General features: G+C 31.4%; 13 protein-coding genes. 5 read left to right on the forward strand and 8 right to left on the reverse strand.

Features of this window, described 5'->3' with window-relative positions; all coding sequences use genetic code 11:
- The first annotated feature begins 37 nt into the window (after positions 1-37).
- Positions 38-1447 (forward strand): family 16 glycosylhydrolase, encoded by a 1410-nt coding sequence (locus tag EMN46_RS13245; RefSeq protein WP_154201300.1) that lies wholly within the window; start codon positions 38-40, stop codon positions 1445-1447.
- Between the two features lie 77 nt (positions 1448-1524).
- Here EMN46_RS13245 and EMN46_RS13250 read toward each other — a convergent pair whose 3' ends face one another.
- From EMN46_RS13250 to hemW, 6 genes are all read right to left on the reverse strand, one after another.
- Positions 1525-4950, reverse strand: a complete 3426-nt coding sequence (locus EMN46_RS13250) for an efflux RND transporter permease subunit (RefSeq protein WP_154201301.1) — start codon at positions 4948-4950, stop codon at positions 1525-1527.
- A gap of 51 nt (positions 4951-5001) precedes the next feature.
- On the reverse strand, positions 5002-6117 hold the full coding sequence (locus EMN46_RS13255) for an efflux RND transporter periplasmic adaptor subunit (RefSeq protein WP_154201302.1): 1116 nt from the start codon (positions 6115-6117) through the stop codon (positions 5002-5004).
- Between the two features lie 87 nt (positions 6118-6204).
- Positions 6205-7554: a TolC family protein gene (locus EMN46_RS13260; RefSeq protein ID WP_195715273.1), complete on the reverse strand. Its 1350-nt coding sequence runs from the start codon at positions 7552-7554 to the stop codon at positions 6205-6207.
- Positions 7555-7593: 39 nt separating this feature from the next.
- Positions 7594-8205: a TetR/AcrR family transcriptional regulator gene (locus tag EMN46_RS13265; RefSeq protein WP_154201304.1), complete on the reverse strand. Its 612-nt coding sequence runs from the start codon at positions 8203-8205 to the stop codon at positions 7594-7596.
- Positions 8206-8414: 209 nt separating this feature from the next.
- Positions 8415-8819: a rhodanese-like domain-containing protein gene (locus tag EMN46_RS13270; protein ID WP_154201305.1), complete on the reverse strand. Its 405-nt coding sequence runs from the start codon at positions 8817-8819 to the stop codon at positions 8415-8417.
- A gap of 43 nt (positions 8820-8862) precedes the next feature.
- Positions 8863-9996, reverse strand: coding sequence for a radical SAM family heme chaperone HemW (gene hemW, locus EMN46_RS13275; protein ID WP_154201306.1), 1134 nt, complete (start codon positions 9994-9996; stop codon positions 8863-8865).
- Positions 9997-10183: 187 nt separating this feature from the next.
- Between hemW and EMN46_RS13280 the strand changes: the two genes are divergently transcribed.
- Together EMN46_RS13280 and EMN46_RS13285 are read left to right on the forward strand one after the other, a co-directional pair.
- Positions 10184-10903 carry a head GIN domain-containing protein gene (locus EMN46_RS13280; RefSeq protein ID WP_154201307.1) on the forward strand — a complete coding sequence of 240 codons (720 nt, stop codon included), beginning with the start codon at positions 10184-10186 and terminating at the stop codon, positions 10901-10903.
- Positions 10904-11031: 128 nt separating this feature from the next.
- On the forward strand, positions 11032-11454 hold the full coding sequence (locus EMN46_RS13285; protein ID WP_154201308.1) for a VanZ family protein: 423 nt from the start codon (positions 11032-11034) through the stop codon (positions 11452-11454).
- On the opposite strand, the gene EMN46_RS13290 is transcribed toward EMN46_RS13285, so the two are convergent.
- A complete protein-coding gene (locus tag EMN46_RS13290) occupies positions 11449-11892 on the reverse strand; it encodes an Rrf2 family transcriptional regulator (protein WP_154201309.1) in 444 nt (147 codons plus the stop codon). The two genes, EMN46_RS13285 and EMN46_RS13290, sit on opposite strands and share 6 nt — an antisense overlap.
- A 200-nt stretch (positions 11893-12092) precedes the next feature.
- The gene (gene rpiB / locus EMN46_RS13295; protein ID WP_154201310.1) at positions 12093-12524 is read right to left on the reverse strand and encodes a ribose 5-phosphate isomerase B; all 432 of its coding nucleotides are present in this window, start codon (positions 12522-12524) and stop codon (positions 12093-12095) included.
- Between the two features lie 309 nt (positions 12525-12833).
- Between rpiB and dnaG the strand changes: the two genes are divergently transcribed.
- Positions 12834-14777: a DNA primase gene (dnaG, locus tag EMN46_RS13300; RefSeq protein ID WP_154201311.1), complete on the forward strand. Its 1944-nt coding sequence runs from the start codon at positions 12834-12836 to the stop codon at positions 14775-14777.
- 68 nt (positions 14778-14845) lie between these two features.
- Positions 14846-15352: a pyridoxamine 5'-phosphate oxidase family protein gene (locus EMN46_RS13305; RefSeq protein WP_154201312.1), complete on the forward strand. Its 507-nt coding sequence runs from the start codon at positions 14846-14848 to the stop codon at positions 15350-15352.
- Positions 15353-16120 lie beyond the last annotated feature (768 nt).

Raw genomic sequence — 16120 nt, forward strand, 5'->3', positions numbered from 1 at the left:
ATTCGGACATCATAATTAACATCAAATAGCGTAAAATATGGCTTTATTCCTTTCATCAAAACTTCGAAAAGCTGCTGATACTTCTTTAATAGAAGGTAAAAAAAGCCAGCTATTAAATAATTACGAAGAATTTGTAGCTTTTGAACAATCTGAAGAATTACAAAATTATTTAGAACTCGAAAGAGAAATTAATTCGGAAGATTTTAAGCAAAACAAAAAGCAAATTGAAAATAAAAAGTTTAAGGGAAGTGATCTCGAAAAGAGAGAAAAAAAACTTAAATACCTTTTAAAGTCAAAACGCTATCGTGTTTATGCATCTGTTCACGAAGGATCTGAACTTTCTGCTTTTGAAAAAACGAAAGAATCAGAGAACCTTGCAAAATATTTAGAATTACAAGCTGATGTTGATTCTGGAAAACTAAATAAGAAGGAAGGTAAAGAAGATTGGTTACTTTATAAAAAGCTTAAAAGTTCATCAGAGATTAAAGCTTATTTCAAGTTTAAGGATTCCAAGAAACACGATATTTATCGTCAGGTTATTGCTTCTAATTTACTACTAGAAATAGAGGATTTAAAAGCCGAGTTAGCCTCAGAAGAGTTTACAACCGAAAAGAACTTTTTATTAGATAAAAAGCGATTCGAAAAAACAGAAGCTTTTAATAAATTAATTACCTATAAAGAATTAAGTGAATCTGAATCCTTCAAAAAATATTTCCAATTTAAAAAGAAAAATGATTTTAATCTAGTTACAGAATGGGAATTGACTTTCTCTGAAAATTTTGAAGGTTCGGAACTGGATAATGAAAAATGGATTACTCGATACTATTGGGGTGATAAATTTTTAAATGAAAATTACGCTCTTCCAACAGATGCTCATATCTTTTCTGAAAAAAATATTAAAGTATCAAATTCTATAGCCCGACTTGAAACTCGAAAAGAAAAAGCTCAAGGTAAAGTTTGGAATCCTAAAATTGGATTTGTTCAAACTGAATTTGATTATACTTCTGCACTAATTAGTACTGGTAAATCATTTAGACAAAAATATGGTCTTTTCGAGGCTAAAATAAAGGTGAATGATATTAAAAATGTAATGCATTCGTTCTGGATGCTTTCTGATACAAGTTTACCACATATTGATATCGTTAAAACAAACCCTTCTGGTAAATTATTTCCTGGGAATATTTCGGGAAGTGAGGATACACCAAAAGTGAATTACGGTAAAATTAAAGGCTTAGATTGGACTAAAGATTTCTTTATTTATTCTTTTGAGTGGACACCAACTAAATTGATATGGAGAATTAATGGTGTTGAAGTTTATACTCAGACAGAAAATATTCCACACGATCCAATGTATCTTATTTTAAGTTCGGGTGTTTCGAATCCAAACGCTGATGTAAATGCAGTTATGGAAATTGATTGGGTTAAATGTTATAAAAGACCTGAATAAATTTTATTTGATTAAAATATAAAAATGCCCCAGCTCATTAGAGTTGGGGCATTTTCTATTTATTTACTTTTATAGTTTTATTTCTGTCTCTTTTCAGCAAAGCGATATAATCTGTGCTCAACTTGAGTAGAGATTCTAAACATGACTGGAGCAATAATTAATGTTAGGAAAGTAGAAACGGTTAAACCGAATATGACTGTCCACGACATTGGTCCCCAAAATGATGTACTATCGCTACCAAATGATAAATGAGGATTAAACTCACTAAATAGAGTTAGAAAATTGAAGTTCATACCAATGGCTAAAGGTAAAAGACCTAACACTGTTGTAATTGCTGTAAGCATTACAGGGCGTAAACGCGTTTTTCCAGCTTGAGCTATACAATCAATTTCTTGTTGTGGCGTAAGATACTTTCTACCTCCCAGATCAGTAGTTGCTTTTTTCTCTTTTCTAAGTAAATCGATATAATCGACCAAAACAATTCCATTGTTTACCACAATACCTGCTAGCGATATAATTCCAATACCAGTCATTAATACAACAAATGGCATTTGGAAAGTTCCTAAACCAAGGAATACACCAATGGTACTAAACAGAACCGTAATCATAATAATAAGAGGCTTAACAGCAGAGTTAAACTGAGTTACGAGTATTAATGTTATTAAAGCCAGAGCAATCATCAGCGCCTCTGTTAAGAATGCAGATGTTTCATCTTGCTCTTCTTGTTCACCTGTTAGTTTAAATTCATATGATTTTGGCATTTCGTAATCAGCCATTAACTTTTTAATACGTGAATTAATTTTATTGGCATTAAATCCTTCAATAACATTTGAATAGATTGTTACAACACGTTTGTTTTCTATACGGTTAATTTTTTCGTAGGTTGAACCATACTTATAGGAAGCAACCGATGAAATAGGAATCTGAATGAATTTATTATTCACCGGGCTCACTAAGGAAATTTTTTGATTCATAAGAGCTGGAACATCGTAACGATACTTATCGCTTAAACGTAACATGATATCATATTCATCTTCACCATCCTTAAATTTAGATACTTCTAAACCATAAAGAGAAGTACGAAGTGCACTGGCAACCTGACTTGTAGATAAACCAAAACGACGAACTTTATCTCTATCAATATTGATCAACATTTCTGGTTTCCCTTGGTCCAGGTCAAGTTTTAAACCTTCAACTCCAGGAATTTTATCGTCATCAAGCATTTCTTTAATATTATTAGAAACGCTTAATAACTTTTTAAAATTATCACCAGAAATTTCCAAGTTAATTGGATACCCAACAGGAGGGCCATCACTATTTTTCTCAACAAATATTTTAGCACCAACAAATCCTTCAAGATTTTTCGAAACTAATTTCATTATTTCTGATGTATTGTGTCCTTTTCTATCTTTAAACTCTACAAAAGAAATGGTTGTTAAAGATTTATTAGCTGCACGAGATCCTTCGAACATGCCTCCTTTACCAGATCCAACATTAGTGGCTATCGATCGGATAATATCTTGGTAAGGTTCAAGCGTTTTCTTGACAATTTTTTCTACTTTTCTTGATACTTCATCCGTTTTATGAATATCGGTTCCCAATGGTAATTCCATAGTTATATATACCGATTTTGGATCATTATCTGGAAAAAAGACTACAGTTGGATTGCTACCAAAATAAAAAGAGATAGATCCAATCATTAATAGAAAGGTTGCCGCAAAGAAAATAAGTGGACGGTAGCCTTTCAATGCAAATCGTAAACTATTCTCGTAGATATTCTCAAGTGCTACCAATACTTTAAGTTGGAACCAGCGAGCAAATGGTCTTAATGCAAATAGATTAAATATCATGATTATCGCAATACATGTTAATATATTGGCAAACAAAATGTTTGATGTAATATAGAATGGTATCGATATTGCGATTATAATTGATGCAATTGTTATGACACGTTTGTATTTTAGCTTTGCTTTTATATTATCAATTTTAACAAAAGTTGCCGTAAAAACGGGATTAAGAATAAGAGCTACAAATAATGATGATGTTAAAACGATAATCAGAGTAATTGGTAGGTATTTCATAAATTCACCCATAATGCCACCCCACAATAATAGAGGGAAAAAGGCTGCAACTGTTGTTGCTGTTGATGAAATAATAGGACCTGCAATTTCACTCACACCTTTTTTTGTTGCTTCGAGAGGAGAGAGGCCTTCTTCGTGGAGTCGATAAACATTCTCGACGACGACAATGGCATTATCTACCAGCATACCTAAGGCAAGAATAAGAGAAAAAAGAACCATTGTATTTATGGTATATCCCATTTGGTTAAGTACTATGAATGATAAAAACATCGACATAGGAATTGCCAAACCAGAGAATAGTGCATTTCTTAATCCCATAAATAGATATAGAATTAGTACAACTAATATCATACCCATGATAATAGAATTCTCCAAATCGCTAATCATACCACGAACATCTTCTGATGTATCGTTGGTTACTGTAACCATTAAACCTTTAGGTAAAAATCCGGTATCCTTAAGCTCAGCTATAATTTTATAAATATGATCGGTAGCTGCAAGAAGATTTTCTCCTGATTTTTTAGTTAATGAAAGAGATACAACCGGATGGTTATTTAAACGAGAAATGGAAGAAAGTTCTTCATAGCCATCTTCAACTTCAGCAACATCCTTAAGGTAAACCACCTTATTGTTTGTGACTTTGATAATGGTATTCTCAATTTGTTCCATCGAGGTATAGTCGGCTGATGTACGAATACTTCGTCGAGTTCTATCTGTGATTAAAGTACCAGCACTTATTGTCACATTCTCGTCAGCAATTGCTGTTTCTATATCTTTAAAAGCAATACCATTTGCTTCCATTTTGTGTAAATCGACGTTGATTTTAATTTCACGCTCGTCTATACCTTTAATGTCAGCTTCAGAAATTTCACTCAGATATTCAAACTTATCTTGTAATTCTTCAGCAAAATGTTTTAGGTTATTTAAACCATAGTCACCCGATAGGTTAACATTCAAAATAGGGAAGTCGGCAAAATCAATATCTTCTACACTAGGATTGTTTGGTAAATCATCAGGTAACTCACTTAAGGCTTTATCAACCTTATCTTTGGTGTCTTGTAATGCTTGTTTAACCTCAATATTTGTATTAAACTCAACGACAATCATACTCATATCTTCGTAAGAAGCAGAAGATAACTTTTTGACATTTTTCAAAGATTTTAATTCCTTCTCGATTGGTCTTGTTACCAAATTTTCAATATCCACAGGTGAATTACCAGGATAAGGCGTAGAGATAGAAATGCTTGGAATAACTACTTCAGGAAATAATTCTCGTGGCATTCCGATATAGGAAAATAAGCCATACACACATAAAAGTGCAGTCAGAATAAAAATGGAATTCTTATTCTTTAAAGCTGCAAACGTAGGCTTAAACTGCCTTTGTTCTGTTTCGTCAGATTTATTTTTAGTATTATCGTTCATCTTATAATTATTGTAATCCGATTTACTCGGGATGAAATTCTAAGTGTCTAATTATTTAATGTTGATAAGTGTACCGTTTACAACTTGTGAAGCACCCTCTGTAATAATTAAGTCGCCCAACTTAAGCCCTGATTCAATCATTGATAAATTATTGTATGTTTTTGAAACAACAACATATCTTTTTTTAGCCAACATTTTCTTATCCTTCTTTTCAGCAATATATAGGTAGTTACCCTTAAAATCTTTTTTAATGATGATTGAAGGAACAACTAAAGCTTCATTTTGAACAAAATCGCGAATTTTAATAATCGACATTAGGTTTGGCTTAATCTTTTGACCCGGATTTTTTAAATTAACACGTACTTTAAAGCTTCTGTTTGCAGGATCAATAATATTTGAAGTTCGGTAGATTTTAGCTTTGGTTTTGTAATTAATAGCAGGAAATTCTAATTCTGCATTTCCACCAGCTTTAATAGATGTTAGGTATGTTTCCGAAACATCAGCTTCAACATAAACACGATTAATATTTACTAGCTGTGCAAGTGGTACCGATGGACTTGCCATTTCACCTTTCTTTTGGTGAATTTTATCTATAATTCCATCGAATGGCGCACGAACAATAGCTAAATCTTTTTGAGCCTCTAAAGCACTTAGATTATTTTCAAGAGATTCTTTATTTGTTTTCGCAGTAAGAAACTCAACTTCAGAACCAATTTTTTGATCCCAAAGACGCTTTTGTCTTTCAAATAAGGTATTATTTAAAGCGAGTTTCGTTTTAAGTTCATTAATCATACTCTGTAATTGCTGTGTGTTTAATTTTGCAATAACATCACCTTGTTTCACATTCTGTCCTTCTTTCACATCAATAGATTTAATATTTCCAGATGCTTCTGGTTGAATGGTAATATTTTTATCAGCTTCAACATTTCCTGTAACCTGAATAAAATGTTCAAATTTCGAGACATTCAGCTTTTCTACATTTACATTTAGAGCAATTTCTTTTCTATCATCTTTATTCACTTCAGATTCAAGTTTCGAGATCTTTTCTTGTAAAGTCTTTAGTTCAGTTTTAAATTCTTTTAGCTGTTCAACTTTGTTTTTGTCGGCATCTTTAGAAGAACATGCAAATAATAAGGGAATAAGTCCTGCTATAATTAATTTTTTCATGGTTTTATATTTGTAAAATCAGTTTTCAATATTGAATTCTGATTTGTTATATGTGTAATAAGATTGTTAGTTATTGTAACTGTTCAATTATAGTTTTCCAAGAGCTTTATCAAATGCAATCTTAGAATTTAATAAGTTCAGTGTAGAATTAATATAAGCCGTATGAGAATTCAGATATTGTTCTTCAATATTAGAAAGGTCGGTACTTGTTGAAACACCTTCGTTAAATTTTATGAGCGTTTTATCGTAAATGCGTCTTGCAATTTCTAAGCCTTTAAGATCATTCTCGTAATTTGCCTTAGCATTCACCAATGAATTGTGAGAAATACTTAAATTCTTTTTAATACTTTGTTCCGTGTTGTATTTCAGATTTTCCATTTTTTTATAGTTGATCTTCTCTTGTTTAATCTTAGAACGCCTATTAAATCCTGTGAAAATTGGAACATTTAAGCTCAAACCAATCATTGACGATTTATACCATGGCACATTGCTTTTATAGATATTTGAAACATCCGTACTTGTGTTTTTACCGTAGTTATAGAAAGCTGATAAATTTGGTAAATACCCTGCTTGTTCATTTCTAACAATTAATTTTTGCGCTTTAAGTTGTGTATCAACAATTTTATAATCGATATGATTTTCTAGATCCAAGTTAGTTTGGTCGTTTTTAGAAATACGTAAAGGTGTAATAAAAGTTTCCAAGTCGTTTTTAAGTTCAATTTCTTTATCAATTTCATAGCCCATTGTGAACTTCAGCATAATAAGAGCATTAGAAATAGCTCTTTTTGCATTTGACAATTGATTTTCAGTACGTTTAAACATTAACATGACCTGATCAACATCAAGTTCCTCACGAAAACCGTTTTCGTAATAAGCCTTGGTTTCAAAAAGTGTTTTCTTAGTAATGGTCAAATTTTCTTCAATTGTCTTGTAGTTTTCTCTTGCTACTAATACATTATAATAGGCTTGAGCAACGGCATCTTTAACTTCAATCTCCGATTTTGTTTTTGTATTTTGTGATAATTGAACAAAAACTTTTGCAGCACCAAGACCTACAATATAAGAACCATCAAAAATTTTCTGATCGACTTTAATCGAGGCAGAACCGGCATAAGTTTGTCCAAATTTCACGGGTGTATATTCACCAGCAACACCACCAAAGAATTCAGCAGGTAATAAACTCACAGTAATATCTAAGTTTTTAGAATAGTCAGCACTTGCACTTACTTGGGGTAGACCAGTAGAAATGGCTTCCCAAACTTTTTTCTTAGCCACTTTTAAATCGTAATCACTACCTTTTGCCGTATAGGAATTTTCTAAAGCATAGCTTTGGGCTTCATGCAAACTAAATTTTGTTAGATCTTCTGTTTGAGCTTTTATGCTTAAACTAGAAAATACCAACAAAAATACACTTGCAGTTTGTAGTATTTTATTCATTTGTGCTTTTATTATCATGATGATTTATAATGTTTTTAGTTACTGGTCTGTTACTGTTTTAAGATATTCAACACCCTTTATACTACATATTCCATGTAAATGATATAGTGTTAATTCTCGATGAAAACTTTCTGTGAATTTATCATCTTGATTATACACTGCCAAATTTTGATTCCAAAGACCTAAGTAGAGTCTAATAAGTAGGTTAGATATAATATCCTTATCAAAATCATCTCGGTATAAACCTTCTTTAATACCTTGATTTAAATTCATGATTAAATCTGCCTTAAACATTTCCATTTTTTTAGTCTTGAATGTTAAGGCTAATTCTGGATGATACTTGTTTAAGTCGTAATCGAATGAATGATGTGGATTTCCTAGAATTTCTATTATAAATTGATGAAACTTCCAGTAACACTCAATTGCATTTAAATTCTTAAGTTTTTCAGACTGAAAATTGAACTTAGGATTTTTTAAAACCCAATTTAAAACTTGCTCTATTAAGTCGTTCTTGGTTTTAAAGTATTGGTAAAGTGTTTTTTTAGAAATACTAAGATCTTTAGATATATCATCCATAGAAACACTTCGAATGCCACATTGAAAAAATAAGTTGTGAGTTGTTTCTAGTATTTTTTGTTTTTGACTTTCCATTCTGTAAATATAAACTTTAAAAACTATTAACCCAATAAAAGTTTCCTGGGTTTCGTTGGAATTTATTAAAGTGACTTTATCATTTTTTAATTCAACAGAAATGTATAATTGTTAGGCTTTTATATGAAGGTAAAAATAGGAAATCTCAGTGTTAATTTTAGACTTTTTTAGGTGAACTGGAAATAATAATCGGTAAACAGATTGAAATTCTATTTCGAGGAATTGAGTTTATGCATGATTTTAAATCCTTTGGCTTCCCAACGATCTAAACCTCCGTTAAGATTGAAAACTTTATGAGGATAGCTTTTCTTAATCAGTTTGCAAGCTTTTAGGCTTCTGTCTCCAGATGTGCAATAGATTAAAACAGGTAGGTTTTCTGGAGTAGTATCGAGAATGGAATAAAGTATTTGAGATGTTTCCGCAGAAATAGAGCCTTGTATTCTTGCTTTATCGAATACATTTTTACTGTCAACATCAATCAATAAATTGTCTTCATCTTCTAAAATGAGTGCTTGAAATTTTTTTGCGGATACTTTTTCAAACTTCATTTTTTGTGCTTGTACCTTTAAAGTCAAAATAATTATCAGAATACTTATAAGTAGTATGTGTTTCATGTTTAGCTTAACTAGTTATTGGTACTAATTCTTAAATTAGGGTTCATTCCTCTATAAAAAAGAAATCAGACATCACATCATTTGATATAAACACACCTTTGTCGGTTAAAATGATGTGACTATTTTCTATCCTTACATCATTACTTTGAATATACTTATCTGCTTTCTCTAGACAATGTTTATGGTAAGATTCACCAAATTCTTTTTTTATAATATCTAAGTTTAAACCCCACATGGTTCTTAATGATGTTAGAACGTAGTCGTTAAATTTATCATTAAAACTTAATTCTTCGTATTCAGAATATTCACCACCTTTTTCAATGGCATTCATGTATTTCAGATTATCCGATACATTCCATTCACGTCTATTAATATTATATGAATGAGCAGATGGACCTAAGCCTAAATACATTTTTTGTTTCCAATAATTACTATTATGCCTCGATTCTAATCCGGGTTTACTAAAATTTGATATTTCGTAATGTACAAAACCATGCTTTTGAGCTTCTGATATCAGATGTTTGTATTGAGCCAAACTTACCTCCTCTTCAACTTCTTTGAGAATGCCTTTTTTTAGTTTGTGAGTAAAAACTGTATTGGGATCATACATTAAATGGTAAGAGGAGATATGCTGAATATTTAATTCGAATACTTTTTTAAGATTTTCTTCCCATTTTTCCACTGTTAATCCAGGAACACCATATATTTGATCAACCGAAATATTATCGAAACCATACGCTTGTGCTCTTTTAATTGCATCGTATGCTTGTTGTCCAGTATGACGTCGATTCATTAAAATTAAATCTTCATCATGAAAAGATTGTATGCCAACTGATAACCTATTTACCGATGATTCTTTAAGAGCTTTAAGATAATCACGATTTAGGTCGTCTGGATTAGCCTCTAAAGTTATCTCAACATCCTTATTAATAGTGAAATGTAGAGCAACTTCATCAATTAAAGATTGAATTTCAGTTGGAGAATAAACAGATGGTGTGCCACCTCCAAAATAAATGCTATCAATATTTTCACCTTTTAAGTAATCTTTTCTGTTTTTAAGTTCCTTTTTCAAGCAAATAAGCATTCTTTCTTTTGCTTGTAAGCTGATGCTTTTATGAAAGGCACAGTAATGACAAAGCTGTTTGCAGAAGGGAATATGAAAATAAATGCCTGACATAAGTGCTTGTTTAAGAGTTTAGTTTGAGATATTCAATTTCTAAATGGATGTATATTTTTTATTTTGTATAAATCCCATTTTGAATTGATATGCAACGTTAACAAAAAAATGTCGTCTTTCAGATAGTTGTTACCAACCAAATTAAGATTTTTGTTTAAGCCCGATTGATCGGGACAAAATATTTACCATGAATAAGTTAAGAAAGTTAATAGTATTATTGTTTGCCTCTTTAATGGTTTTATCTATTGCAACGCCTGTTTTTGCTAATAGTGTTAAAGGTAATGGCGATGTTCAGACTCAAGATCGAGAAATTAGTAATTTTTCTGGGATAAAGGTAAGTGGAGCTTACACAATATACCTAAGCCAGAATAATGAGTGTAGCCTTAGAGTTGTAGCTGATGAGAATATTCAGGAAATTATAAAAACTGAGGTAATAAATGATGTTTTATATATTAAGAATGAAAAAGATATTCATAATGCGAAAAAAATGGAGCTCTATATTGGCTTTAAATATTTACGCTTTATTAAGGCAAATGGAGCAATATCATTGAAAAATGAAAACGAATTAAAGTTCGATGAATTTAAAATAGAAATTAACGGTGCATCTTCAGCCAAATTAGAATTATCAGCCAATAAATTGTCTATTGATAATAGTGGAGCTTCTTCTATTTATTTAAAAGGGAAAGCTAATGAGCTAAATATAGATATATCTGGTGCTGGTAGCGTAAATGCACTTGACCTTAAAGTAAGCGAAGCCCGAATTGATATTAGTGGTGTTGGATCATGTAAAGTTTATGTGGAAGATAAGCTTAGAGTTACCATATCAGGTATTGGATCTGTTAAATATAAAGGAGATCCTACAGTTACTAGCGATGTTTCTTTTTTAGGTGTTATTAAAAAAATATAGATCGTATTATAACTTTCCCTATGTTTAAATGTTAAACATGGGGATTTTTACGTTAAAATTTTAGAGCTTTGGATTCTCTTAAGCAACTTTATGCTTAACTTTAGTAAATTGTAACTATATACATCGGTATGCATTTATTTATACGAACTATTATTTGGGCCATTGTTATCTTTGTTTTATGCTCAATCCCTGGTGATGATCTTCCCCAAGCTTCAATGATTCAAATTCCGCACTTTGATAAAATGGTTCATTTTGGATTATTCTTTATTATGGGAATATTTCTTATTTCCGAATTGAGATATCAAACAAAGCTGAGTCGAATGAGTATTGCCCTTATTGTTTTTGCAGCAATTGCTATTTATGGAGGAGTAATTGAGCTTTTACAAGAGAAGTACTTTATTAATAGGAGTGGTGACTTTTGGGATCTTTGTGCCGATGCAGCTGGAGGGGCAACTTCGGTATTTGTATTCCCATTTCTAAAAAAACAAAAGGACTTACTTTTGAATCGTAAGCCCTTTAATAAGTATTCTTTTCTCAAGAAAATATTATAAACTGATATATTCATCAGTATCTTCTATTTCAGTAATCAAATTTCCAATGGTTCTTTCATTAAACAATTTGAACATTTGTTGCCGTATACCTTTAAATTGATTGTGCACAGGACACGGATCTTGATTATTTGTATCTGTTTTACAAGGACGCATACCAATTAGGCAGTTCTCAAACATATCTAAACCATCAACAATCTCAACAATATTCATCAAACTTATTTCCATAGGATCCTTACCTAAACCAAATCCACCATGAGGTCCTTTTGTAGAACTAAGTAATTTTTGTCGAGCTAAGCTTTGTAGAATCTTACCTAAAAATGGAGTAGGAATATCTAAATCTTCTGATATTTTTTTGATGCCGATTTTCTTTCCATCTTTTGCATTTAATGCTAGATAGATAACTGATCGGATTGCGTATTTACAAGTATTCGATAACATTTTTTATAATAAAAGTTTGCTAAAAATAATTGAAATATCATTTCAGCTAGTTGTGTATTTTATGATTAATCTTCTCAAAATAAGAGGATGAAATAATCAATTGAGCAAATATAGAAAAATTAAAAGACTATTAACACATCTTTAACTCTGTAATTATAAATTTATAACGATTATTAAATCTTGACATAATATTAAGTGAATTACTTTATAGGAATTTTATCAATTCGAGTTTGATGACGTCCACCTTCAAAACCTGTCGAAATAAAAGTTTTTGCGATAGCTTCTGCTTCTTCGTATGAAATAAAACGTGCTGGCATACCACAAATATTTGCATCATTGTGTAAACGTGCCAATTCAGCAATCTCAACATTCCAGCAAAGTGCTGCACGAATACCTTGATGCTTATTAGCAGTCATCGTAATTCCATTACCACTACCACAAATAGTAAATCCATACTTAAATTCTTTATTTTCTACAGCTATAGCCAAAGGGTGAGCTGTATCAGGATAGTCCATACTTTCTTCCGAGTGACAACCAAAGTCTTTTACTTCATGTCCCATTTTGGTTAAAAATTTTACTAATTGGTTTTTGTATTGAAATCCAGCGTGGTCACAAGCAATTGCAATTTTCATATTCTTTCTTTTGTAATTATTCTCTAATAAATCTGCTACATGCTTACTTTACGAATAAGATAAGTTTTTTAGTATTTATAAGTGAACAAGATAGGTTTATTATAAATGTTTGTTGTTTAGCTCACAAAAGTAGTAAATTATGTATCAAGCTAGATGTGTTTTGTATGCATTTATCTAAGGATATTTTTTATTTATGTATCCATTTTAATTTTCATTCGGTTTTGCAGTGAATAATACCTTTTGTTTTCTTGTTGAAATTTTTTTCTAAAATAAAGAAATCATTTAAGGCATCTTTCCTATTTTTGTTTCATGATTGATCAATCAACAGTACAACGAATTTTTGATACAGCACAAATCTTTGAAGTGGTTTCAGATTTTGTTACGCTTCGTAAACGAGGTGTTAACTTTCTAGGTCTATGTCCTTTTCACAATGAGAAGACACCTTCATTTACGGTTTCGCCAGCCAAGGGTATTTATAAATGCTTTGGTTGTGGTAAAGGAGGAAATGCTGTCAACTTTCTGATGGAACATGAACACCTAGACTATGTTGGTGCTCTAAAATATTTAGGTAGAAAATATCACATCGATATTGTCGAAGAAGAATTATCACCAGAACAGGAGCAACGAAAGAACGATAGAGAGAGTATGATGATTGTTAACTCATACGCTCAAAAATATTTCTCAGAGAACCTTTTACAGAGTAACGAGGGGATTGCTGTTGGTATGAGTTATATGCGTGAGCGTGGTTTTCGTGAGGATACTATAAAAAAATTTCAAGTTGGTTTTTGTCTTGATAGTTGGAATGCTTTTTCTGATCAAGCCATTAAAACAGGCTATAAAAAAGAGTTTCTAGTTAAAACAGGCTTAAGTATCGACAAAGAAAAAGGACCTATCGACCGTTTTAAAGGTCGAGTTATTTTCCCAATTCATGGCATAGCTGGTAGAACTCTTGGTTTTGGTGGTCGTATATTAAAGAAAGATCCTAAAGCTGCTAAATATCTTAATTCTCCAGAATCTGAGGTTTATCACAAGAGCCGTATTCTTTATGGTATCTATCAAGCTAAAAAAACTATTGTTCAGAACGATAAATGTTTCTTGGTTGAAGGTTATACCGATGTTTTATCATTTCACCAAGCGGGTATAGAAAATGTGGTTGCTTCATCAGGAACAGCTCTTACCGTCGATCAAATTCGATTGGTTAAGCGATTTACTAATAATTTAACCATTATATATGATGGCGATTCTGCTGGAATAAAAGCTTCTCTTAGAGGTATCGATTTGGTTTTGGAACAAGAGCTTAATGTAAAAGTTCTGTTGTTGCCAGATGGTGAAGATCCAGATTCATTTTCGAGAACCATGAGTTCGTCCGAATTAGCTCAATATATAGAGAAAAACGAAACTGATTTTATCGTTTTTAAAACAAACCTGCTTTTAGCAGACGCAAAAAATGATCCTGTTAAGAGAGCTAATTTGATTATTGATATTGTTCGTTCAATCGCTATCATTCCCGATAATATTATTCGTTCTGAGTATATAAAAGAATGTAGTAGTATCTTAAATGTGCAAGAACAAGTGCTCTATACTGAAATAGACAAGATAAAAGGACATCTGCAGGAGCAAGCCTGGAAAAATGAACAGCGCTCTAATATAGAATTGCAAGCACAGGAAGATTCAATTATAAATCAATCGATCATTCGTGCCGATAATGATTGCGATCTAGAGGAAAGAGCATTGATTCGATTATTACTCAATTTTGGGAATGAAGAATTGTTTAGCACAAAAAACGAACAGGGTGAAGAAGAGATTATTCGAGTAGGTAATTATATTGTCGATGAACTTGAGCGTGATGAGTTAAGCTCAGTAAATGAAACCTATCAACAGGTTTTTGATGAGTATATGAAGAATAAGTTTGATCCAAATTTCGAAGCTAAAATCTTTTTTAGAGATCACACCGATTCTAAGATCGTTCAACTTGCTGCCGATATTATGAGTGAACCTTATCAATTAAGTGATATGTGGACTCGTAAAGATAGTTATCTCGAGTCTGAAGAAATGAAGTTGAAAGAGATTGTACCTAAGCAAGTAAATGAATATAAAGGTAAAAAAGTGAAGATCCTTCTTGAAGAAGTGGTACAAGAAATGCAACAAGTACAGGAAAGTGGCGATACCGATAGATTAATGGAGTTAATGAAACAAAAAATGCTTCTCGACCAAATTAAGAATGCCATATTAAAAGAACTAGGGCGAGAATAGAATCTAATTTTAAACCGTGAAATAGGGATTGGTATATGATGTATCGATCACAATATAAAAGAATATATATGAAGACTGTATTTATTGAAGACCAAGAGCAAATTGATGAAATTATTAATTCCTGTGACGTTTGTCATTTAGGCGTTATCGATACTGAGGGTAGACCCTATGTTTTACCGATGAACTTTGGTTATCTCGATGGATATATCTACTTACATGGTGGCAACTTCGGAAAATTGATCGATTCTTTAAAAAACAATCCTGATGCATGCATTACTTTTTGTACTGATACGGTTTTAGCATATCAAAACGTTGAGGTGGCATGTAGTTATAGAGTAAAAGGTAAAAGTATTGTTGCTCGAGGTGCTATTGAGTTTATAAGTGATTTCGATACTAAAGTAGATTCTCTAAACGCTTTAATGTCTCAATTCACTGATAAAAAGTTTACTTATAACTCTCCAGCCATTAAAAATGTTGAAGTTTATCGAATGAAGTTGGATGATTTTACCGCCAAAGAATTTGGTAAGTTGAACGATCAAACCTTTCCTTGGATGAAAAGACATGGTAGAGAATAAAGTCGACATTTTGCTTTTTGTCTTATTATTAAGATATTAACTGCTTTTGCAGATGACGATTCTATAACTAGAGCAAAAAGACACTATATATAGCATAGATAATTGGATTTTTATCGATGAAAAAAAGGTAAACGAGAGTTTACCTTTTTTTTGTGAACTTATTTGTGATAATTTGAGTATTCCCAATAGCTTGTAATGACTAGAATTATTGACTTAATAAACTTTTTTTTAAATAATAATTACTGGTTGACAGCATCTTAAGAATAAAAAGAAATAAACTTTATAAAACCATTAGGAAGTGTAGGAATAAAAGTCTTATATTTGCACTCGCTTTAAGAGAAAGGCAATGGTCTTTGAATCGTTTGTAAGTATTGAAAACATTGGGGTGACCCGATAAAAACAATTAAAAAATAAACGAAAAAAGATTTGCAAGTTTAGAATTAAAGTTCTTATATTTGCAGCCGCTAACACAGCGAAAAGTTCTTAAAAAATCTGGAGTGATGAAACAACGAGAGTTGAAATTTTAGAAAGAAAATTTTTCTTAAAAAAACTTCAAATTTCATTTGGTTTTAATAAACTAAAGTTGTTATCTTTGCACCCGCTTTGACGCTGTAATCAGCATCAAAACAACTAGAAAATTTTGAACGAGAGTTCTTTGAAAATATTGGAAGTAGAATAAAGTTAGGTAAATACAAGAAAATAACCTTGTCAATTAAATTTACGAAATAACTAAGATATTATCCACGAGCAGAATTAACTATAAGTTTT

Origin of the sequence: Ancylomarina sp. 16SWW S1-10-2 (genome assembly GCF_009669305.1) — a bacterium.
Lineage (GTDB): Bacteria > Bacteroidota > Bacteroidia > Bacteroidales > Marinifilaceae > Ancylomarina.

Excerpts from the sequence above, each read along its gene's own strand:
- EMN46_RS13245 (WP_154201300.1), top strand. The coding sequence starts at position 38 with ATGGCTTTATTCCTTTCATCAAAACTTCGAAAAGCTGCTGATACTTCT.
- EMN46_RS13250 (WP_154201301.1), bottom strand. The coding sequence starts at position 4,950 with ATGAACGATAATACTAAAAATAAATCTGACGAAACAGAACAAAGGCAG.
- EMN46_RS13255 (WP_154201302.1), bottom strand. The coding sequence starts at position 6,117 with ATGAAAAAATTAATTATAGCAGGACTTATTCCCTTATTATTTGCATGT.
- EMN46_RS13260 (WP_195715273.1), bottom strand. The coding sequence starts at position 7,554 with ATGAATAAAATACTACAAACTGCAAGTGTATTTTTGTTGGTATTTTCT.
- EMN46_RS13265 (WP_154201304.1), bottom strand. The coding sequence starts at position 8,205 with ATGGAAAGTCAAAAACAAAAAATACTAGAAACAACTCACAACTTATTT.
- EMN46_RS13270 (WP_154201305.1), bottom strand. The coding sequence starts at position 8,819 with ATGAAACACATACTACTTATAAGTATTCTGATAATTATTTTGACTTTA.
- hemW (WP_154201306.1), bottom strand. The coding sequence starts at position 9,996 with ATGTCAGGCATTTATTTTCATATTCCCTTCTGCAAACAGCTTTGTCAT.
- EMN46_RS13280 (WP_154201307.1), top strand. The coding sequence starts at position 10,184 with ATGAATAAGTTAAGAAAGTTAATAGTATTATTGTTTGCCTCTTTAATG.
- EMN46_RS13285 (WP_154201308.1), top strand. The coding sequence starts at position 11,032 with ATGCATTTATTTATACGAACTATTATTTGGGCCATTGTTATCTTTGTT.
- EMN46_RS13290 (WP_154201309.1), bottom strand. The coding sequence starts at position 11,892 with ATGTTATCGAATACTTGTAAATACGCAATCCGATCAGTTATCTATCTA.
- rpiB (WP_154201310.1), bottom strand. The coding sequence starts at position 12,524 with ATGAAAATTGCAATTGCTTGTGACCACGCTGGATTTCAATACAAAAAC.
- dnaG (WP_154201311.1), top strand. The coding sequence starts at position 12,834 with ATGATTGATCAATCAACAGTACAACGAATTTTTGATACAGCACAAATC.
- EMN46_RS13305 (WP_154201312.1), top strand. The coding sequence starts at position 14,846 with ATGAAGACTGTATTTATTGAAGACCAAGAGCAAATTGATGAAATTATT.